The 20,111-nt window shown below is 57.6% G+C and carries 18 protein-coding genes; 5 read left to right on the top strand and 13 right to left on the bottom strand.

Features of this window, described 5'->3' with window-relative positions; genetic code table 11:
- Nucleotide 1: 1 nt before the first annotated feature.
- Nucleotides 2-2,278 (bottom strand): 5-methyltetrahydropteroyltriglutamate--homocysteine S-methyltransferase, encoded by a 2,277-nt coding sequence (gene metE / locus ACNT1W_RS03405; RefSeq protein WP_218218094.1) that lies wholly within the window; start codon nt 2,276-2,278, stop codon nt 2-4.
- A gap of 105 nt (nt 2,279-2,383) precedes the next feature.
- Here metE and metR point away from each other — a divergent pair, with 105 nt between their 5' ends.
- Nucleotides 2,384-3,334, top strand: coding sequence for an HTH-type transcriptional regulator MetR (gene metR / locus ACNT1W_RS03400; RefSeq protein WP_012004711.1), 951 nt, complete (start codon nt 2,384-2,386; stop codon nt 3,332-3,334).
- Between the two features lie 33 nt (nt 3,335-3,367).
- Here metR and ACNT1W_RS03395 read toward each other — a convergent pair whose 3' ends face one another.
- On the bottom strand, nt 3,368-4,231 hold the full coding sequence (locus ACNT1W_RS03395) for a carboxylate/amino acid/amine transporter (protein WP_419246420.1): 864 nt from the start codon (nt 4,229-4,231) through the stop codon (nt 3,368-3,370).
- 152 nt (nt 4,232-4,383) lie between these two features.
- On the opposite strand from ACNT1W_RS03395, the gene ACNT1W_RS03390 reads away from it, so the two are divergent.
- Nucleotides 4,384-4,713: a hypothetical protein gene (locus ACNT1W_RS03390; RefSeq protein WP_259191895.1), complete on the top strand. Its 330-nt coding sequence runs from the start codon at nt 4,384-4,386 to the stop codon at nt 4,711-4,713.
- On the opposite strand, the gene ugpQ is transcribed toward ACNT1W_RS03390, so the two are convergent.
- The 11 genes from ugpQ to ACNT1W_RS03335 form a co-directional block, all read right to left on the bottom strand.
- Complete coding sequence (gene ugpQ / locus ACNT1W_RS03385; RefSeq protein WP_259191903.1) at nt 4,710-5,456, bottom strand: glycerophosphodiester phosphodiesterase; 747 nt, start codon at nt 5,454-5,456, stop codon at nt 4,710-4,712. The genes ACNT1W_RS03390 and ugpQ overlap by 4 nt on opposite strands.
- Nucleotides 5,456-6,529 (bottom strand): sn-glycerol-3-phosphate import ATP-binding protein UgpC, encoded by a 1,074-nt coding sequence (locus ACNT1W_RS03380; protein ID WP_012004707.1) that lies wholly within the window; start codon nt 6,527-6,529, stop codon nt 5,456-5,458. Before ACNT1W_RS03380 ends, ugpQ begins: the two co-directional genes overlap by 1 nt.
- Before the next feature lie 4 nt (nt 6,530-6,533).
- Nucleotides 6,534-7,379 (bottom strand): sn-glycerol-3-phosphate ABC transporter permease UgpE, encoded by an 846-nt coding sequence (ugpE, locus tag ACNT1W_RS03375; RefSeq protein WP_419246419.1) that lies wholly within the window; start codon nt 7,377-7,379, stop codon nt 6,534-6,536.
- On the bottom strand, nt 7,376-8,263 hold the full coding sequence (ugpA, locus tag ACNT1W_RS03370) for a sn-glycerol-3-phosphate ABC transporter permease UgpA (protein WP_419246418.1): 888 nt from the start codon (nt 8,261-8,263) through the stop codon (nt 7,376-7,378). Before ugpA ends, ugpE begins: the two co-directional genes overlap by 4 nt.
- A 114-nt stretch (nt 8,264-8,377) precedes the next feature.
- Complete coding sequence (gene ugpB, locus ACNT1W_RS03365; RefSeq protein ID WP_112363609.1) at nt 8,378-9,697, bottom strand: sn-glycerol-3-phosphate ABC transporter substrate-binding protein UgpB; 1,320 nt, start codon at nt 9,695-9,697, stop codon at nt 8,378-8,380.
- A 191-nt stretch (nt 9,698-9,888) separates the two neighbouring features.
- Nucleotides 9,889-11,076 (bottom strand): PLP-dependent aminotransferase family protein, encoded by a 1,188-nt coding sequence (locus ACNT1W_RS03360; RefSeq protein ID WP_419246417.1) that lies wholly within the window; start codon nt 11,074-11,076, stop codon nt 9,889-9,891.
- Between the two features lie 42 nt (nt 11,077-11,118).
- Complete coding sequence (gene livF, locus ACNT1W_RS03355) at nt 11,119-11,820, bottom strand: high-affinity branched-chain amino acid ABC transporter ATP-binding protein LivF (protein WP_012004702.1); 702 nt, start codon at nt 11,818-11,820, stop codon at nt 11,119-11,121.
- Between the two features lie 3 nt (nt 11,821-11,823).
- A complete protein-coding gene (livG, locus tag ACNT1W_RS03350; RefSeq protein ID WP_012004701.1) occupies nt 11,824-12,591 on the bottom strand; it encodes a high-affinity branched-chain amino acid ABC transporter ATP-binding protein LivG in 768 nt (255 codons plus the stop codon).
- The gene (locus tag ACNT1W_RS03345) at nt 12,588-13,871 is read right to left on the bottom strand and encodes a high-affinity branched-chain amino acid ABC transporter permease LivM (RefSeq protein ID WP_017891301.1); all 1,284 of its coding nucleotides are present in this window, start codon (nt 13,869-13,871) and stop codon (nt 12,588-12,590) included. Before ACNT1W_RS03345 ends, livG begins: the two co-directional genes overlap by 4 nt.
- Complete coding sequence (livH, locus tag ACNT1W_RS03340; protein ID WP_012004699.1) at nt 13,868-14,794, bottom strand: high-affinity branched-chain amino acid ABC transporter permease LivH; 927 nt, start codon at nt 14,792-14,794, stop codon at nt 13,868-13,870. The genes ACNT1W_RS03345 and livH overlap by 4 nt, the downstream gene beginning before the upstream one ends.
- A gap of 116 nt (nt 14,795-14,910) precedes the next feature.
- Nucleotides 14,911-16,026, bottom strand: coding sequence for a branched-chain amino acid ABC transporter substrate-binding protein (locus ACNT1W_RS03335; protein ID WP_012004698.1), 1,116 nt, complete (start codon nt 16,024-16,026; stop codon nt 14,911-14,913).
- Nucleotides 16,027-16,432: 406 nt separating this feature from the next.
- On the opposite strand from ACNT1W_RS03335, the gene panM reads away from it, so the two are divergent.
- From panM to ACNT1W_RS03320, 3 genes are read left to right on the top strand one after another with little or no spacing between them, the layout of a single operon-like run.
- The gene (gene panM / locus ACNT1W_RS03330) at nt 16,433-16,825 is read left to right on the top strand and encodes an aspartate 1-decarboxylase autocleavage activator PanM (protein ID WP_012004697.1); all 393 of its coding nucleotides are present in this window, start codon (nt 16,433-16,435) and stop codon (nt 16,823-16,825) included.
- A complete protein-coding gene (locus ACNT1W_RS03325) occupies nt 16,822-18,039 on the top strand; it encodes a DUF3142 domain-containing protein (RefSeq protein ID WP_419246416.1) in 1,218 nt (405 codons plus the stop codon). The genes panM and ACNT1W_RS03325 overlap by 4 nt, the downstream gene beginning before the upstream one ends.
- Entirely contained in the window at nt 18,026-20,083 is a 2,058-nt protein-coding gene (locus ACNT1W_RS03320; protein ID WP_419246415.1) for a hypothetical protein, read from the top strand. The genes ACNT1W_RS03325 and ACNT1W_RS03320 overlap by 14 nt, the downstream gene beginning before the upstream one ends.
- Nucleotides 20,084-20,111: the final 28 nt, after the last annotated feature.

Raw genomic sequence — 20,111 nt, 5'->3', positions numbered from 1 at the left:
ATCAGGCCTGCTGCTCGCGCAGGCGCTGTGCAGCCAGCACCATGTTGGCCAGCGACTGACGGGTTTCCGGCCAGCCACGGGTTTTCAGGCCGCAGTCCGGGTTAACCCACAGGCGTTCTGCCGGGATGTTCTGCGCGGCTTTACGCAGCAGCGCTTCGATCCATTCCACGCTTGGCACGTTTGGCGAGTGGATGTCATACACGCCCGGACCGATTTCGTTCGGATATTCGAACTCTTTAAAGGCTTCCAGCAAATCCATATCGGAACGCGAGGTTTCGATGGTGATCACGTCAGCATCCAGCGCCGCAATCGAATCCATGATGTCATTGAACTCGCAGTAACACATGTGGGTGTGGATCTGAGTATCATCCTGCGCCACGGCGGCATTCAATTTGAACGCGTCCACCGCCCAATTCAGGTAGGCAGCCCAGTCGGATTGACGCAGCGGCAGACCTTCACGCAGTGCCGGTTCGTCAATCTGGATGATGCCAATGCCGGCTTTTTCCAGATCTTCCACTTCATCACGCAGCGCCAGGGCGATTTGTTTGGCAATCACTTCACGGGTCACGTCTTCACGCGGGAATGACCAGCAAAGAATGGTTACCGGACCGGTCAACATGCCCTTCACCGGCTTGTCGGTCAGCGACTGGGCATACTTCGCCCACTCTACGGTGATGGCTTCCGGTCGGCTGATATCGCCGATGATCACCGGCGGTTTTACGCAGCGGGAACCGTAGCTCTGTACCCAGCCGTTTTGGGTGAAGACGAAGCCGTCGAGGTTCTCACCGAAGTATTCGACCATGTCGTTACGCTCGGCTTCACCGTGTACCAATACGTCCAGGCCCAGACGTTCTTGCTCAACGATCGCCTGTTTGATGTGCTCGCTAATGCTGGTGCGGTAGTTGTTGCCGTCCAAACGCCCCTGCTTGAAGTCCAGACGCAGGCCGCGAATTTCTGTGGTTTGCGGGAATGAACCTATGGTAGTGGTCGGCCAGGCCGGCAGGTTAAAGCGTTCACGCTGTGCCTGAGCACGCTCGGCGTAAGGACGCTGACGTTCGCTGTCCTGCGCGGTAATAGCAGCCAGGCGTTGACCGACCTGCGCATTATGCACACGGCTGGACTGACGACGGGCACGGATTGGCGCGCTGTAGGCGTCCAGTTCAGCCTGTTTTGCTGCGCCCGGTGCGTTCAACGCCGCGCTCAGCAACGCCAGTTCGCCGCATTTTTGCAGGGCGAAGGCGAACCAACTCTTCACTTCTTCGTCCAGCCGGGTTTCCACACTCAGATCGATCGGGCTGTGCAACAGTGAACAGGAAGTGCCGATCCACAGCGGGCGACTGCCCACTAATGGCTGCAAACGTTCGAACCAGTTGCTCAGATCGGCGCGCCAGACGTTGCGACCGTTGATTACCCCCAGTGACAGCAGCCACTCTTTCGGCAGCGCCTTATTCAATACCGCGATATCGTCGTGACCGCCAACCAGGTCAACGTGCAGCCCCTGCACCGGTAACTCACGGAGAGTGTCAAGATTGTGGCCAACGCTGTCGAAATAGGTAGTCAGCAGCAGTTTTACCTGGCCCTGCAGCGCGTCATAAGCCGGTTTGAAGGCGTTCAGCCACGCCTGCGGCAATTCCAGCACCAGCGCAGGCTCGTCGATCTGCACCCATTCAACGCCGCGTTTCGCCAGCTCGGCCAGCACCTGCTGATAAACCGGCAGGATATCGTTGAGCAGCGACAGGCGGTCAAACGGCTCACCCTTCACTTTGCCCAGCCACAGGTATGTGACCGGCCCCAGCAGCACAGGTTTGATTTTGTGGCCCAGCGCCAGCGCTTCGTCAACTTCGTCCAGCAATTGGGTCCAGCCCAGTTTGAACTGCTGGCCCTTATGGAATTCGGGCACCATGTAGTGGTAGTTGGTGTTAAACCATTTGGTCATTTCCGCCGCTGCTGCCGGTTCACCGGTCGGTGCGCGGCCACGGCCCAGGCGGAACAACGTATCGAGATCGATTGTGCCGTCCGCATTTTGATGACGCGCCGGCACGTTGCCGAGCAGTAGACTGGTGGTCAAGACATGGTCGTACCAGGCAAAATCGCCGACCGGCACCAAATCCACCCCGGCCTGTTGTTGCTGTTGCCAATGGCGAGCGCGCAGCTCGCGGCCAACTGCCAACAGTTCTTCCTGCGTTGAGTTACCTGCCCAGTAGCTTTCCTGAGCTTTTTTCAGTTCACGTCGTAGCCCAACGCGAGGAAAACCCAGTGTGTGATTTAGAATTGCCATCGTCATATTCCCCATTTAGCCGTCCAGATGTTTACACATCCATAATCCGCAGGTACTGTATTAACCACAAGCGCAATTTATTCACTGTCACTGTGAAGGACTCTCATGATCGAACTGAAACACTTACGGACGCTGCAGGCTCTGCGCAATACCGGTTCGCTGGCGGCCGCGGCTGCCCAACTCCATCAGACGCAGTCTGCTCTTTCGCATCAGTTCAGCGATCTGGAGCAGCGCCTGGGCTTCAAGCTGTTCGTTCGTAAAAGCCAACCGCTGCGCTTTACCGCGCAGGGAGAGATCCTGTTACAGCTGGCAGAGCAGGTTCTGCCGCAAATTCAGCAGGCATTGCAGACGTGCCACGAACCGCATCAGGCCACGCTGCGTATCGCCATTGAATGCCACAGCTGTATTCAATGGCTGACACCGGCGCTGGATAACTTCCGTCAGAGTTGGCCGCAGGTGGTGATGGACTTTAAGTCCGGCGTCACCTTTGATCCGCAACCGGCCTTACAGCAAGGCGAGCTGGATCTGGTGCTGACCTCCGATATTCTGCCGCGCAGCGGTCTGCATTATTCACCGATGTTTGATTTTGAAGTGCGACTGGTGCTGGCGCCGGATCACCCGTTAGCCAGCAAGCTGCACATTGAACCCGAAGATTTGATCGATGAAACGCTGATGATTTATCCGGTACAGCGTCAACGGCTGGATATCTGGCGTCATTTCCTGCAGCCGGCGGGCATCAGCCCGGCGCTGAAAAACGTCGATAACACCCTGCTACTGATCCAGATGGTGTCGGCGCGGATGGGGATTGCGGCGTTACCGCATTGGGTGGTGGAGAGTTTTGAGCGCCAGGGGTTGGTGGTGACCAAAACCCTGGGCGATGGCCTGTGGAGCCGTCTGTATGCCGCAGTTCGCGATGGTGAGCAGCGTCAGGCGGTAACCGAAGCCTTTATCCGTTCGGCACGCCAGCACGCCTGCAATCATCTGCCGTTCGTCCGGGACGCCGCCCGCCCAAGCGCCGGTGTTGCCAGCGTCAAACCGCTGGCCTCACAACCCTGACGACCAGGGCTGCCTGCGCTTGGGCAGCCCGGTTTATTTACTGATTATTTTGGGTGCCACCCAACGGCGATGTACCCACAGCGAAGCAACAATCACCGCCCCACCGATAATAAAACTTGGCCAGAGCGGCTGTTGCTGCCAGATGGCCAGATTCACCAGCAGCCCGGCAGGCACATGCATGTTATTCATGATGCCCAGCGTGCCGGCATCCACCTGCGTGGCACCGTAGTTCCACATGAAATATCCCAGCCCGGAAGCGACCACGCCCAGCCACACCAGAATGCCCCATTGCAGATTGGTGGTCGGCAACTGTTGCGGGTTGCCCCACAGGCACCAGGCCACCACCGCCACCACCAACGCGCCCAGGTAGAACCAGGAAAACGCGGTGTGCTGTGGCAACGGATGCACTTCCATCAGCCGCTTATAACCGACCATGCCAATGGCGAAGCTGATATTCGCCGCCTGCACCAGCAGCAGCCCCAGCCAGAAATGCTCGCTAAGCTGGTGGTACCGGATGATCGCCGCACCCAAAACGGCTAGCAACGCACTGAATACGTAGCTCCAGCGCAGGCGCTGCCCACTGATCAGGTCATAAATCAGCGTGACGTAAAGCGGCGTCAGCACGGTAAACAGCAGGAATTCCGGCACCGTCAGGTACATGTAAGCGCGGAAGCTGAACAGGTACATGATGCCGAGCTGGCAAGCCCCCACCAGCATGTACATCAGGATCACTTTCAGCTTGATATTGCGCCAGCGCAGGAAAGGCAGGAACACCAATGCCGCCAGGCCAATGCGCATCAGCACCGAGAACCAGCTGTCGACCTGGCCTGCCAGATATTCGCCAATCAGGCTGAAAGAGAACGCCCACAAAATGGTAGTAATCACCAGAAGCAGCACGATGGGTTCATCCTAAAAATTCACAAAGGGCGATTGTAACGGAAGGCGGGATAGGTCGTGACGAAAAGGCAGTTTACATCTGTGCGAAATACAAACTATCGGCAAAAAATTCACCGGTGGGTTAGGCTTAATAAAAAAGCGAGGTAAACATCATGAAGACTTATCACCTGCTCTACGGCCTGTTGTTGCTGTCCGGGTTGGCTACTGCGGCCAACGGGGTTACCGAGCTTAGCTCGCAGCAGCAGTTTCTCAACCAACGCAGTCAACAGGCGCAGCAACAGCGCATGCTGAATAACCAGCAGTTGGATCAGCGCCGTCTGCAACAACAGCGGCAGTTCGACAATAACCAGCAACAACTGCTGCGAAATTCGCCGAACGGCGGGCAACTGCTGCCAAATGGCAACCAACCACGCAATCCGTTCGATCGCACCACGCCTGCGGTACCTCAGGCGCCGCTGCCGACGCCGGTCAACCGAGGTTAGCCATTGGGAAAATCGGGGCCAATCAAATCTATTCGGTCCGTGCAAATGCAGTCAACGCCCCAGTTTAACAACAAGCGCGCCCGCGCCGGCTGGTTAACGGTATAAACCAGAATGCGTAATCCCGCCGCTTTCAGTGCTGCCACCCGTTCGGCGGTCAGTTCTTTATGGTTGATGTGCAAAGACACACAATCCAGACGTTCGGTCAGCGCCAGCCAGTTGTCATCCCACTGATCGAGCAACAGGCCACGCGGCAATTCAGGCACGGTACGTTTTGCTGCTGCGAGCGCTTCAACCGAGAACGAAGAGAGCAGCGGATCGGTCTGCCCCTGCCACAGCAGGCGTGCCGCCAGCGCCACTACCCGGCCGGTTTCGTCATCACTACCGGTGGTGGGCTTGATTTCAATGTTCGCCATCATACCGTGCTGCAGGCAGCGTTCCGCGACCTCCGCCAGCAAGGGTAAGCGTTCGCCTTTGTAGGCGGAGTTATACCAGTTGCCGGCATCGAGCTGCACCAGCTTGTCCCACGGCAACTCGCCCGCTACGCCCCAGCCGTTGCTGGTGCGATCCAGAGTATCGTCGTGCAGCAGAAAAATCTGCCCGTCCTGCGCCAGCTTGGCGTCGAACTCAATCATTTTGTGGCCGTGACGTGCGCCAACGTCGATCGCCGCCAGGGTATTTTCCGGTGCCAGAGAGCCACCGCCGCGGTGGGCAACAATATGAGGGTAAGGCCAGGCTGTGGTCATCATTCCATCCGTAATCCGCTATCGGTATCAAAAAAGTGCAGCGCCTGTGCAGGCAGTTGTAAATATAGCGTGCTGCCTGCCGTCGGCATAGTTTCATGCGATAGCCGCGCAATGACCCCGTGGCCGCCCCACTGCCCGTGCGCCAGATTATCCGCGCCCAGCAGCTCCAGCGTTTGCAGCACCAGCGGCACGCCACCTTGCCCATCGGGGAGCAGTTGAATATGCTCGGGACGAATACCCAGCGTCAGCCGGCGTCCGCCCCAGTGCGCCTTCGCCTGCGGTAAATTCAAGGTCATGCCGTCCGCCAGTTGCAGTTGGCTGCCGTCGGCGCTCAGGGTGCCTGGCAACAGGTTCATCGCCGGTGAGCCAATAAAGCTGGCGACAAACAGCGACGCCGGGCGTTGATAGACCTCACTCGGGGTGCCAATCTGCTCTGCCACGCCCTTGTTCATCACGATCACCCGCTGCGCCAGCGTCATCGCCTCCACCTGATCGTGCGTTACGTACAGGCTGGTGGTTTTCAACCGGCGATGCAGCTGTTGTAATTCCAGACGCATCTGTACCCGCAGTTTGGCGTCCAGGTTGGACAAGGGTTCATCAAACAGGAACACCGCCGGTTCACGCACGATAGCCCGCCCCATCGCCACCCGTTGACGCTGGCCGCCGGAAAGCTCACGCGGCTTGCGCTGCAACAGCGGCTCCAGCTCTAAAATGCGCGCCGCTTCTTCTACCCGCTGCTGGATATGCTGTTTGCCAAAGCCGCGAATTTTCAAGCCATAGGCCATGTTGTCGTACACGCTCATGTGCGGATACAGCGCGTAGTTCTGAAACACCATCGCAATGCCGCGATCTTTCGGCTCCATATCGGTCACGCGTTGGCTGTCGATATAGATATCGCCGCTGGTGGTACGTTCCAGCCCGGCGACCATGCGCAGCAGCGTCGATTTACCGCAGCCGGACGGCCCGACCATCACGATAAACTCACCGTCCGCCACGTCGAGATCGATCTGCTTAATTACCGGCGTTTTACCGTCGTAGGATTTGGTGACTGCCTGTAGTTTTAAACCTGCCATTTCGTTACTTCTCGCTATCAACCAGGCCGCGTACAAACCAGCGCTGCATCAGAAGAACCACCGCCAGCGGTGGGATTAAAGTCAGAATCATCGCCGCCATCACCTGATTCCACTGGGTTGGCGCGCCGGAGGTGGAGATCATGCTTTTGATGCCCGCCACCGCAGTGCCCATTGAGGCATCGCTGGTGATCAGGATCGGCCACAGGTACTGGTTCCAGCCGTAGATAAAGGTGATGACAAACAGCGCCGCCAGGTTGGTCTTCGACAGCGGCAACACGATGTCCCAGAAGAAGCGCATCGGGCCGGCACCATCAATCCGCGCGGCTTCCAGCAGTTCATCCGGCAAGGTCATAAAGAACTGGCGCAACAGGAAGGTAGCGGTTGCCGAGGCCATCAACGGCAGCGTCAGACCGGTGTAGCTGTCCAGCAGGTTGAGGTTGGATATCACCTCCACCGTGGGGAAAATACGTACTTCCACCGGCAACATCAGCGTCATGAAAATCAGCCAGAAAAACAGGCTGCGCAGCGGAAAACGAAAATAAACGATGGCATAGGCCGACAACACCGATACCACTATTTTGCCGCAGGTAATGGCCAGCGCCATGATCACGCTATTGAGCAGCAGCAGCGAGAATGGCACCTTGAGGTTGCCCACACCGCCCTGCCAGATATTGCTGATGTTTTCCCACAGGTGGCCGCCCGGGATCAGGGTCATCGGCACCTGAAACACCTGTTTGTCGTCCAGCGTGGCGGCGACAAAGGCCACGTATAGCGGGAACAGCACCACCAGCACGCCGATAATCAGCATTATGTGGCTGAAGATATCCAGCCCGCGTCGGTTCTCTATCATTGGTAACGCACCTTACGTTCGACAAAACGGAACTGGACCACCGTCAGGCCAATCACCAGCAGCATCAGGATCACCGACTGCGCCGCAGAGCTGGACAAGTCCAGACCGGCAAAGCCTTCGCGGTAGATCTTGTAGATCAACGTGGTAGTGGACTGCACCGGCCCACCGCCGGTCGCGGCATCGATCACCGGGAAGGTGTCGAAGAAGGCGTACACCAAATTGACCACCAGCAGGAAGAAGCTCACCGGCGTGATCAACGGCAGCACCAGATTGAAGAAACGCCGCACCGGGCCGGCACCGTCGATGGCCGCCGCTTCCACCAGCGATCGGGGAATGGACTGTAATGCCGCCAGGAAAAACAGGAAGTTGTAGCTGATTTGCTGCCAGACCGAAGCCAGCACCACCAGGAACATCGCTTGCCCACTGTTCTGTGCGTGGTTCCAGTTGTAGCCCAGTCCGTTAAGGAAATGAGTAATCAGCCCCAGGCCGGGGTTGAACAGGAAGATCCACAGTACCGCCGCCACCGCCGGAGCTACCGCATAAGGCAAGATCATCAGCGTCTGGTAAATCCGGCTGCCGCGCAGCACGTAATCCACCAGCGCAGCGAAGAACAACGACACGACCAGCCCGATACCCGCCACCAGGAAGCTGAAAATCAGCGTGGTGTAAAACGAATCGAGGTAGTAAGGATCCTGGAACAGCTGGGTAAAGTTATCCAGGCCGACAAACTGGCTGGACAGACCGAATGGGTCGAGGCTCTGCACCGAATACCACAGCGCCTCGCCGGCGGGCCACAGGAAAAAGATTGCGGTGATCAACAGTTGCGGCAGCACCAATACATAGGGCAGCCAGCTACAGCCGAAACCGGGACGGGAAGATGACATAGGGGTTAACCGTTAATGTGGGGAGAGGGCTGACTGAGCCCCTCACCCCGGCCCTCTCCCAGGGGAGAGGGGGTGAAATCGGTGTCGTTCGCCGGAAGGGAATTCCGGTTGACGCTACTTGGTCTGGGACTCGAAGCGACGCAGCAATACGTCACCGCGCTGCACGGCGGCATCCAGCGCCTGTTGTGGCGTTTTCTTGCCGGTCCACACGCCTTCCAGCTCTTCATCCACCACGGTACGGATCTGCGGCATGTTGCCCAAACGCAGGCCCTTGGTGAACGGTAATGGCGGCTTATTCAGCATCTGACGCGTTGCCACATCGGCGCCCGGGTTCTTGTCATAGAAGCCCTGTTGCTTGGTCAGATCGTAGGCCGCGGTGGTGATCGGCAGATAACCGGTCTTCTGGTGCCATTCGGCGGCAATTTCCGGCTGGGCCAGATACTGCAGGAACTCGGCAACCCCTTTGTAAGTGGCGGCATCTTTGCCGTTCATCACCCACAGGCTGGCACCGCCAATGATGGCGTTCTGCGGTGCATTTTTGGCATCGGCATCGTACGGCATCATGCCCACGCCGTAGTTGAACTTGGCGTAATGCTTGATATCCGCCAGCGAACCGGATGACGCGGTAGTAATGGCACAGTCGCCGCTGTAGAACTTCTCGGTGGATTCGTCTTTACGGCCGAAATAGGTGAAATCGCCCTTCTTGTTCATCTCTTCCAGCAGTTGGATGTGCTTGACCTGCAGCGGCTTGTTGAATTCCAGCTTGGCGCTGGCTCCCCCGAAACCGTTGTTCTCCGTGGCGAACGGCACCCCGTGCCAGGCGCTGAAGTTCTCGAGCTGGATCCAGCCCTGCCAGCCGCTGGCGTAGCCACACTTCATACCGGCTGCACGCAGTTTGGCGGTATCCGCCGCCAGTTCCTGCCAGGTTTTTGGCGGCTGGTCCGGGTTCAGGCCGGCTTTTTTGAAGGCGTCCTTGTTGTAATACAGCACTGGAGTGGAACTGTTGAACGGCTGAGACAGCAGGTGACCGCTCTTGTTGTCGGTGTAGTAACCGGCCACCGTCGGCACGAACACCGACTCGTCAAAGTTGATACCGGCGTCTTTAAACACTTCATACACCGGCTTGATCGCCTTACTGGCCATCATGGTTGCCGTGCCCACCTCGTACACCTGCAAAATTGCCGGCGCTTTGCCTGAGCGATAGGCCGCGATGCCCGCCGCCAGGCTCTGTTCGTAGTTACCTTTATAAACCGGGACAATTTTGACGTCGGTGTGCGACTGGTTAAAGCGATCCGCCAGGGAATCCACTTCTTTACCCAATTCACCTTCCATCGAATGCCAGAACGGGATCTCGGTTGCCGCCAGTGCCTGAGTGCTGACCGCCAGGGTCAACGCGACGCACAGCGTAGTTTTGCGAATAGCGTAGGTGAGCATGCCTAACTCCTGAAAAAAGCTGGTGTAATAAGCGCGTGAGCGAAAAGAATCAGTTTTTTGTTCGGTAGCTAACATGCCATGCTCGGATGACAGAAATATAACTGCCAGATGACAGCCGTGTGACGGGAGAGTGAAGTGCAGATTGCGGTTTGATGTCGGCGGCAGGGAGAACTGCCCCGCCGCCGTGGGTATTACAGTGAACGACGCAGTCGAGCGACCGCTTCCTGCATTTGCTGTTCGGTCGCGGTGGCGAACGACAGGCGGAAGGTCGAACGATCCGGGTTGTCTGAGAAGAAGTACTCTCCCGGCACAAACACCACGCCCTGCTGCAGGGTGGTTTTGAGCCATTCGGTCGCGTTAAACGGCTGACGGAAACGCGCCCACAGGAACATACCGCCCTTCGGCATATCGAAGCTGATGTGATCGCCCAACTCTTGCTCCACCAGCCCGGCCAGGATCTCACCCTTTTGCTTGTAGGCCGCGCGGATCTTTTCGATCTGCGCCGGCAGACGATCCAGCCCCAGATAGCATTCGACGATGCTCTGCGACAGCGCACTGGCATGCAGATCCGCCGCCTGCTTGATGATCGCCACTTTATGCAGCAGGAACTCAGGCAAAATCGCCCAGCCCAGGCGCAGGCCCGGTGCCAGGATCTTTGAGAAGGTCGAGGTGTAGATAATGTTATCGGTATGACCCAGCACCTGCTGGGAAATCTGGTGCAGCGTAGCGTTGCGCTCTTCGGTAAAGCGCAGTTCGCCGTACGGGTCATCCTCGATGATCAGGAAATTGTGCTCGGCCGCCAGTTTCACCAACAGTTCGCGGCGCGGTGCACTCAGGGTGATACCGCTTGGGTTGCCGAAGTTCGGCACCACATACACGCCCTTGATGCGCTGGGTTTTCAGCAGTTCAGCCAGCTCTTCGACCACCATGCCATCGCTGTCGGACGACACCGACATGATGTTGGCTTCCGCCAGCTCCAGCGTCTGTAACGCCGCCAGATAGGTCGGACGCTCCACCACAAACACATCGCCCGGATTGACGATGGCACGCATCACCAGATCCAGCGCCTGCTGGGAACCGGCCGTGACCATCACTTCTTCGGCAGTGGCAGAAACACCACGCTGGGCGCACAGTTCGCAGATGCGCTCACGCAGCACCGGACTGCCTTCGGTCAAACCATATTGGAAAGCGCTTTTCGGCTGCTCGGTGATCGCCTGATGAGTAGCGATGCTCAAGCCTTCGAAATCAAACAGGGCATCAGAGGGGATGCCGCCCGCCAGCGAAATGACGTTTTCCATCTTACTGTGCTTGAGCAATTCACGAATTGCCGAGCTTTTTACTTTTACGATGCGCTGCGCGAGTAACCCTTCTGTGTTCATTTCTTCTTCTCATTCCTGATTATTATTAGTTACTGGGACAAACTATCCACCGAGATAAGCGGATCGAACTGCTTCGTTTGCTAACAATGCGGCTCCCGTATCTTCCAACACCACGCGGCCGTTTTCCAGTACATAACCACGATCGGCCAGTTTCAGCGCCTGATTGGCGTTTTGCTCCACCAGGAAGATGGTCATTCCCTCTTCGCGCAGTTGCTCAATGATGTCAAAAATCTGCTGAATAATGATCGGCGCCAGCCCAAGGGAAGGTTCGTCGAGCAACAGCAATTTTGGCTGGCTCATCAGTGCACGGCCGATAGCCAACATCTGTTGCTCACCGCCGGACATGGTGCCGGAACGTTGGGCACGGCGCTCCAGCAGGCGCGGGAACAGGCCGAAAACCCTTTCGATACGCTGCTGATACTGCTGACGATCGGCAAAGAAACCGCCCATCGCCAGGTTTTCTTCCACCGTCATGCGCGAGAATACCCGTCGCCCTTCCGGCACAATAGCCACCGCCTCACGCATGATGCGCGAGGTCTGCCACTGGGTAATATCCTGATCGAGGAAAGTGATGCTGCCCTCGCTGGCACGGGGTTCACCGCACAGCGTGCCGAGCAGCGTAGTTTTACCGGCGCCGTTAGCACCGATCAGCGTGACTATCTCACCCTGCTTAATGTTCAGGCTGACCTGATGCAGCGCCTGGATTTTGCCGTAATGGGCGGATACCTGATTAAATGACAACATAATTTATTCGCCCAGATAAGCCCGGATCACGTCCGGGTTGTTGCGGATTTCTGCCGGAGTGCCCTGCGCCAGCGGCGTACCCTGGTTCACCACGTAGATGCGGTCGGAAATGCCCATCACCAGCTTCATGTCGTGTTCGATCAACAACACCGATACCTTATGCTGATTACGCAGCTCGACAATCAAATGATCCAGCTCGTCGGTTTCCTTCGGGTTCAAACCCGCCGCAGGCTCGTCGAGCATCAGCAGCTCCGGCCGGGTGACCATGCAACGCGCAATCTCCAGCCGCCGCTGCTGGCCGTAAGCCAGGTTGCCCGCCGAGCGGTTAGCCATCTCCAGCAGGCCAACCCGCTGCAGCCACACCGCCGCACGTTCCAGCGCGTCGGCTTCGGCGCGACGGAAGGCCGGCGTTTTCAACAGCCCGGCGAAAACGCCGCTTTTCAGATGCTGGTGCTGCGCGACCAGCAGGTTTTCGATCACCGTCATTTCACGGAACAACCGCACATGCTGGAAAGTCCGCACTACGCCCATACGAGCGATGTTTTGGCCGGATAGCCCTTCCAGATGACGTTCGCGCAGTTTAATGGTGCCGCCGGTTGGGCGGTAGAAACCGGTCAGACAGTTAAATACCGTGGTTTTTCCGGCACCGTTCGGGCCGATCAGCGAAACGATTTCGCCTTCATTGAGTTCCAGCGCCACGTTATTGACCGCCAGCAGGCCGCCGAAACGCATCGATAACCCTTCGACCTTCAGCAAAGGTTGCATACTCATGCCTGTTCCCCCTTGCCCGCGTGGATATCCGCCGCTTTCAGTTTCAGCTGTGGCCGCTTCATCGGCAGCAACCCTTGCGGTCGCCAAATCATCATCAATACCATCAGGGCGCCCAGCAGCAACATGCTGTATTCGTTCAGATCGCGCATCATTTCACGCGATACCACCAGCAGAATAGCCGCCAGGATCACGGCAAACTGCGACCCCATACCACCCAAAACCACGATCGCCAGCACGAAGGCCGACTCGACAAAGGTAAAGGATTCCGGGCTGACAAAGCCCTGACGTGCGGCAAACAGCGTACCGGCAAAACCGGCAAAGGCGGCGCTGATGGTAAAGGCGGTCAGCTTGATTTTGGTCGGGTTAAGGCCCAGTGAACGGCAGGCGATTTCATCTTCGCGCAGCGCTTCCCAGGCACGGCCCAGCGGCATGCGCAGCAGGCGGTTGATCACAAACAGCGTCAGTACCACCAGCAGCAGTGCCACCAAATACAAAAACACAATGCGATCGCTCGGATCGTATTTCAGGCCAAAGAAGTTGTGGAAGGTGTCCCAGCCGCCGTCGCGCACGCTGCGGTTGAACTCCAGCCCAAAGAAGGTCGGTTTTGGGATCTGGCTGATACCGTTCGGCCCGCCGGTGATCTCGGTATTGTTCAGCAGCAGGATACGCACAATCTCCCCGAAGCCCAGGGTCACAATCGCCAGGTAATCGCCGCGCAGACGCAGCACCGGGAAACCGAGCAGGAAACCGAAGATGGCGGTGACGATGCCCGCCAGCGGCAGGCTTTCCCAGAAGCCGAGGCCATAGTAATGGTTCAGCAGCGCATAGGTGTAGGCGCCGATGGCGTAAAAACCGCCGTAACCCAGCACCAGCAGGCCGGACAACCCGACCACCACGTTCAGGCCCAGACCCAGCATCACGTAGATCAACGTCAGGGTGGCGATATCCACCGTGCCGCGCGATACCAGGAACGGCCAGGCGACCGCCGCGACAATAATCGCCGCGGCCAGCAGCTTCTGGCGCGCGGTGGTGCCATCAAAGCTCGGTAAGACGAATGACGGGCCGGAGATTTTTTTCAGCCCTTGCTGCATCAACGGACGCAACAATTGGAAGAAAAACACGATGACACAGCCAATGCCGATCCACATCCAGCGTACTTCCGCCGCGCCATGAACCACCAGTTTGGTTCCGTCGAGACTCAGTTGCATCCCCATCAGGAACGAAGCCATCACAAACAGCACCAGCGTGGCGATCAACGCATTGAGCAGATTGAGTTTCATACCTTCTCAACCTCCGGACGCCCAAGGATGCCGGTTGGCATGATCAGCAACACCACGATCAGCAGCGCGAACGACACCACGTCTTTATATTCGGTGCTCAGGTAGGCCGAGGTCAGCGCTTCCGCCACGCCCAGTACCAGGCCACCAATCATTGCGCCGGGAATGCTGCCGATACCGCCCAGCACCGCCGCGGTGAAGGCTTTCATGCCTGCCATAAAGCCGATGTATGGGTTAATCACTCCGTAGAACTGGCCCAGCAGCACGCCGGCCACTGCCGCCATCACCGCGCCAATCACGAAGGTCAGCGAGATAACCCGGTCGGTATTGATGCCCAACAGGCTGGCCATTTTCAAATCTTCCGCGCAGGCACGGCAGGCGCGGCCCATGCGGGAATAACGAATGAATATCGTCAGCGCCAGCATCGCCAGGAAGGTGACCACCCAGATAATCAACTGCATGGTAGTGATGGTGGCGGCAAAACCGTTACTTTCACCCAACACCCATTGGCCGGTGACCAGGCTAGGCAGCGCCAAATCGCGCGAGCCTTGCGTCAGGCTGACGTAGTTTTGCAGGAATATCGACATCCCGATGGCGGAGATCAGCGCGATCAGACGCTTGGAGTTGCGCACCGGCTTGTAGGCTACCCGCTCAATGCTCCAGCCGTAGGCGCTGGCAATGACGATCGACACCAGGAACCCGGCGCCAATCAGCAACCAGCTCACGTCGATGCCCACCATCATCAGGGCGGCGATAACAATAAAGGAGACATAGCTGCCGATCATATACACCTCGCCGTGGGCGAAGTTGATCATGCCGATGATGCCGTAGACCATGGTGTAACCGATGGCGATCAATGCATAGGTGCTGCCCAACGTGACGCCGTTGAACATCTGCTGCAGAAAATAGAGAACCTGCTCTGACATACTCTAACCCTTGGCTGCGAAACCTGAACGCGAAGAAAATTCAGGTAAAGGGATACGGAGCCGGCAAGCCGGCCCGCGGGCGCAGCAGAACTGCACCCTACCCTGATGATTATGGCTTATTTGATTGGTGTTGATGTGCCGTCTGCATGCCATTCAAACACGCCGAACTCGAAGCCTTTCAGATCGCCCTTGTCATCCCAGCTCAGCGGCCCCATCACGGTGTCCACCGGCTTGCCGGTTTTCAAATCCTTGACGATATCGGCCGGCTCCTGGCTGCCACTGCGCTCCATCCCGGTGGTCAAAGATTGCAGTGCGGCGTAGGTGGTCCAGACAAACGGCCCGGTCGGATCCAGCTTCTTGGCTTTCAGCGCATCGACCACAGGTTTGTTGGCTGGAACCTGATCGTAGCGTTTCGGCAAGGTCACCAGCATGCCTTCGGAAGCCGCACCGGCGATGTTAGACAGTGAGGAGTTGCCCACCCCCTCTGGCCCCATAAAGCGGGTGGTCAGCCCGGCCTGTTTGGCCTGGCGCAGGATCTGGCCCATTTCCGGGTAGTAGCCGCCGAAATAAACAAAATCGACGTTCTCTTTCTTCAGGCGTGCCACCAGAGTGGAGAAATCTTTATCGCCGGCGGTGATACCTTCAAACATCACCACGTCGGTACCCTGTTTTTTCAGACTGTCGCGTACCGAGCGTGCCAGGCCTTCGCCATACTGCTGCTTGTCGTGGATCACGGCAATACGCTTGGGTTTGATTTCACTGAGGATGTACTTGGCTGCGGTCGGGCCCTGATCGGAGTCCAGGCCGGTGGTACGCATGATCATCTTGTAACCACGGGTGGTCAGATCGGCGTTGGTGGCCGCCGGGGTAATCATGATCACGCCTTCATCTTCATAAATATCGGAAGCCGGCTGCGTCGAGGACGAGCACAGGTGGCCGATCACATAGCGGATACCGTCGTTGATCACCTTGTTGGCCACCGCTACCGCCTGTTTCGGGTCACAGGCATCGTCGTATTCCACACCAACCAACTTATCGCCCTTGATGCCACCCTTGGCATTGATATCGGCAATTGCCTGACGGGCACCGGTAAACTCCATATCGCCATACTGTGCGACCGGGCCGGACATCGCCCCGACGATCGCAACCTTAATGTCTTTTGCCATTGCCGCATGCCCGATTGCCATCGCGATACAGCCAGCCAACAATGCCTTACCTTTTGTTAATTTCATCCGCAAATCCCCATCTGTCGTTGTGAACGTACCTGTTGTGTTTGCCTGCACCTGACCCTTATTTACTGCTTTTATTCATAAGTAATAATGATTTAGGTGTTTTTGCGGCAATATTTTCTAATAAGACTTTATTTTTCATGCCATTAAACAGGAATTTTCTGCTGCAAATCAACTTGCACAATCAGGAACAAGCGGTGTAAACAGCATAAAATCCGGATTAAATCTGCGCTGTTTTGCATCAGGCGCAGCGCGTTATGCTGGTTCCCGATCGCTTTACTACATATTTACTCGGAAAATGCGTCTTGCAAAAAACATTTCGCGCAGTAATCGTACAGAAAAACTTACACAACGCTCTGTGCAAGATCTATTACACTGTCGGCATCGATTAGCCGTTCGGAAATCCTGCATGAAATTAACTATAGAACGATTAACCACACTGTCCCCGCAAGACCTTATCGATCTTGGCAAAATCTGGCCGCATCAGCAGCCGGAGCAGTGGCAAAGCGGGTTGAGCGGCGATAAAGCCCTGTTCGCAGCCCGCTTCAACGAACGGCTGCTCGGTGCGGTGAAAATCGAGCTGAACGGTAAGCATGCCCAACTGCAAGATTTACTGGTGCGTGAGGTGACGCGCCGTCGCGGCGTTGGTCTGTATCTGGTGCAGGACGCCCAGCGTCAACTGCCGCAGATAACGCACTGGCAGCTTTCAACCGCCGGCCTGACAGCGCGCGAACGCGGTGAAGTGGATAACTTTATGCGCGCCTGTGGCTTTACTCAGCAAGGCGAACTCTGGCAGCAATGAAACGCGGGCTAATGGCGCTATTAATGCTGGTACTGGCATTCATCGCCTGGTTCGGTGGCCGCCAGCAGGCACTGCAACTGCAGCAAGCCTGGGATAACCAGGCCTACGTTTGGCAACGGGTCTGGACGCCGCAACATGCTGCGGCATTGGCGCAAAGCCGCGATCTTTTCTCTGCGTTGCGGGTGCTGGGCTTGCAGGTACATCCGCGCGAAGGCTGGCGTGAAATCCCGGTTAATCTCCCATTATTGAAACAAGATGGCCGCCCGCTGTGGCTGGTCGTGCGTCTGGATGGGCAGTTGGCGCAGTTGGACGAATCCGCCATTCGCCAGCGCCTGCTAAAGCAGGTGCAGCAGTGGCAGGCCGCCGGGTTGCAGGTCATCGGCGTTGAAATAGATCACGACGCCGCCACCGCTCGCCTGCCCGACTATCAGCATTTCCTCCAACAACTGCGCCAGCAGCTGCCTCGCTCATTGCAACTGGGTATTACCGCCTTACCGACCTGGATCGGCTCAGCAGCGCTGCCCGGCGTATTACAACAGGTGGACAGTTCGGTACTGCAGGTACATGCGGTGCTGTCGCCGCAGCAAGGGTTATTTTCCGGCCCGCTGGCACTGCGCTGGGTCAAGCAGTACGCGAAAATGACGACGAAGCCCTTCCGGGTGGCCTTGCCCGCCTATGGCATGGGTCTGGTGGGGTTTGATGAGCAGGGCGCGCAGGTTGAAAGCGAAGCCTCGCTGCGCGTGGCCGGGACTTCGCGAGAGCTGACGGTCGCGCCGCAGCAGATAGCTGATTTTCTGCATCAATTGAACGCGCAAACCACGCCGCACCTGCGTGGCATTATCTGGTTCCGGCTGCCGCTGGCGGACGATCGTCGCGCCTGGTCATTGACGACGCTGCGGGCAGTGATTGAAAACCAACCGCTCAGCGTCAACTGGCTGGTAAAAATTAGTCCTCAGCCACAGCAAAATGGGCTCAATGATCTAATACTTCACAATAATGGGCCGATTGATGCCCCGCTGCCCCATGAAATTGTCATCACCGCCAGCGACTGTCTGGCGGCGGATGCCACGGGCAACTACCGGCTGGAAAGTGAGCCTCAACGGCAACGCTTTGTCCTGATTAGCGGCGACCAGTTACGTGCCGGGCAATCCCGGCCACTGGGCTGGCTGCGCTGCCAACAACTGACGCCAGGAGGCACCCTTGTCACACCTTAATGCTCGCACTCTTCCACTGGCGGCCCTGATCGGCTCAGCGTTGGCGCTGCCGATTAACGGCTACGCCTGCGGACCGGATTTCCCTAACCGGTTGCTGGTCGATCGTAACGGCACACTGCTGTATATGCCGGAAGGCAATTTTGCCTTTGAAGCCGGCCGCCTGGTCGCGATAGATAAGCAACTACCGCAATGGAAAGCCCCACCGCCGCCCATGCCGCCGAAACCGATGCCTCTGTCGCCAGAAACCATCATCATCGGCAAAATGCGCGCGGCAAAAACCGTTGAAGAGGCCGATGCGGTCAATACTCAGGGGTTGTCTGATGCCGCTCGCCTGTACCAACTGGGCGCAGTGGCCTTTGCCGGCCAGGATCCGCGGGCCGGCGAATACTTCCAGCAGGTATTGGCGCTACCCGCTGCAGAACAGGGCGATTGGGGGCTACGAGCGCAATACTCACTCGGCCGACTGCTGATGGGCGATCACGGCACGCCAGAGAACGAAAGTGGCGAACCGGCTGCGACGGCCAAACACCCGGCAAAACCGCAGCTGGAGCAAGCGCTGGCGGCTTTCCAGCAGGTGATTGAGCGAGTGAAAAGCGGCACGGCCGATCCGGATCAACTGGCGCTGAGCAGTCTCGGCCAGCAGGCACGTATCCACCTGTGGCTCAATGACGTGACTCAAGCGGCGCGGCTGTATGCCCAGCAGGCGGCTCAGGGCGATCAAAACGGTGGACTGTCGTTGCAGTACGTTTCCAGTTATCTGGTCAATCCTGACCACTTCGATACGCTAAAACAGGCGATTACCGATCCGCTGATCCAACAGCTGGTGACCATCGAACTGTTCGCCCGCAGCAGTAATCTGCAAATGGCCGACACCGACGGCACCAGCAGCCGCTCAACGCAGATTATCAGCCAAATTCTGACGCTGTTGGACGCCTCGGTGAAAAACGGCTTCAACGGCAGCGACCGGTTGGCAGCATTGGCCTACCGCACCGGGCAATATCCGATGGCGGCCAGCCTGCTGAAACACGCCGGTGACAGTGGCCTGGCCTGGTGGCTACGCGCCAAGATGGCGCTGCGTGACGGTGATGTGAAAGCCGCTACCGCGAACTACGCCAAAGCGGCGGCCGCTTTCCCATCCAGTGAAAGCTGGGGCGAGCAGCGCAATGCCGACTTTGTGCAAGAAACCATTGTGCCCGAGTGTCGGGTGGCGGGTGAGCAGGCGATCCTGGCGCTCGATCGCGGTGACTATCTACAGGCAATGGATTTCCTGTATCGCGGTAAAGAGATTTATTGGGCTGACGTCGCCGACGTAGCCGAACGGGTGCTGACCGTCGACGAGCTGAAAGGCTTTGTCGATAAACATGCGCCAGCACCAACTACGCCGCTAAAACCGGTCAATCCGGACGAGTACAGCGGCCAGCCACTTACGCCGGAAGTACAACTGCGGGAACTGCTGGCGCGACGGCTGATGCGCGCCGGACGTCCTCAAGAGGCCATGGGCTATTTCGACATCCCTAACTATCGTCAGGTGGCACAACAGTACGCCGATACGCTGAAAACGGCGCAGGACAAAACCGCCGATAAACTGGCGCGCGCCGAAGCCTATTATCAGGCGGCCACGCTACTGCGCACACAAGGGCTAACCTTCACCGGCTATGAGATGACGCCGGATTACGCGATTTATGACGCAGGTTATTCCTATCTGGGAGATGCGTTTGATACTCGCGAACTCAAACATAAGAGTTGGATCAGCAGCGCGGAAGCGGCACGGGCCAAAGCAGCGCTACCGCCACAGGACAATCGCTTCCTGCACTATCGTTGGCAGGCCGTCACCCTGGCCCAGCAGGCTGCCGATTTGCTGCCACCAAAAAGCCAGGCCTATGCCGCCGTGCTGTGCAATGCCGCCGGTTGGGTGATAAAACGTGATGCAAAAACCGGTCAGGCACTGTATCAGCGCTATATCAACACCGGGTCTCGTTATCCCTGGGCCAACAAGTTTGGCTATAGCTGCCCGGCACCAGACTTCGCTGCCGTTACGCCATAGCGCCGAATTTCAGGCACAAAAAAGCCCG

This window comes from Serratia sp. NFX21 (assembly GCF_048517035.1).
Taxonomy (GTDB): domain Bacteria; phylum Pseudomonadota; class Gammaproteobacteria; order Enterobacterales; family Enterobacteriaceae; genus Serratia; species Serratia quinivorans.
The sequence above is the reverse complement of the archived record's forward strand: the minus strand, read 5'-3'. Positions and strand labels throughout refer to the sequence as shown.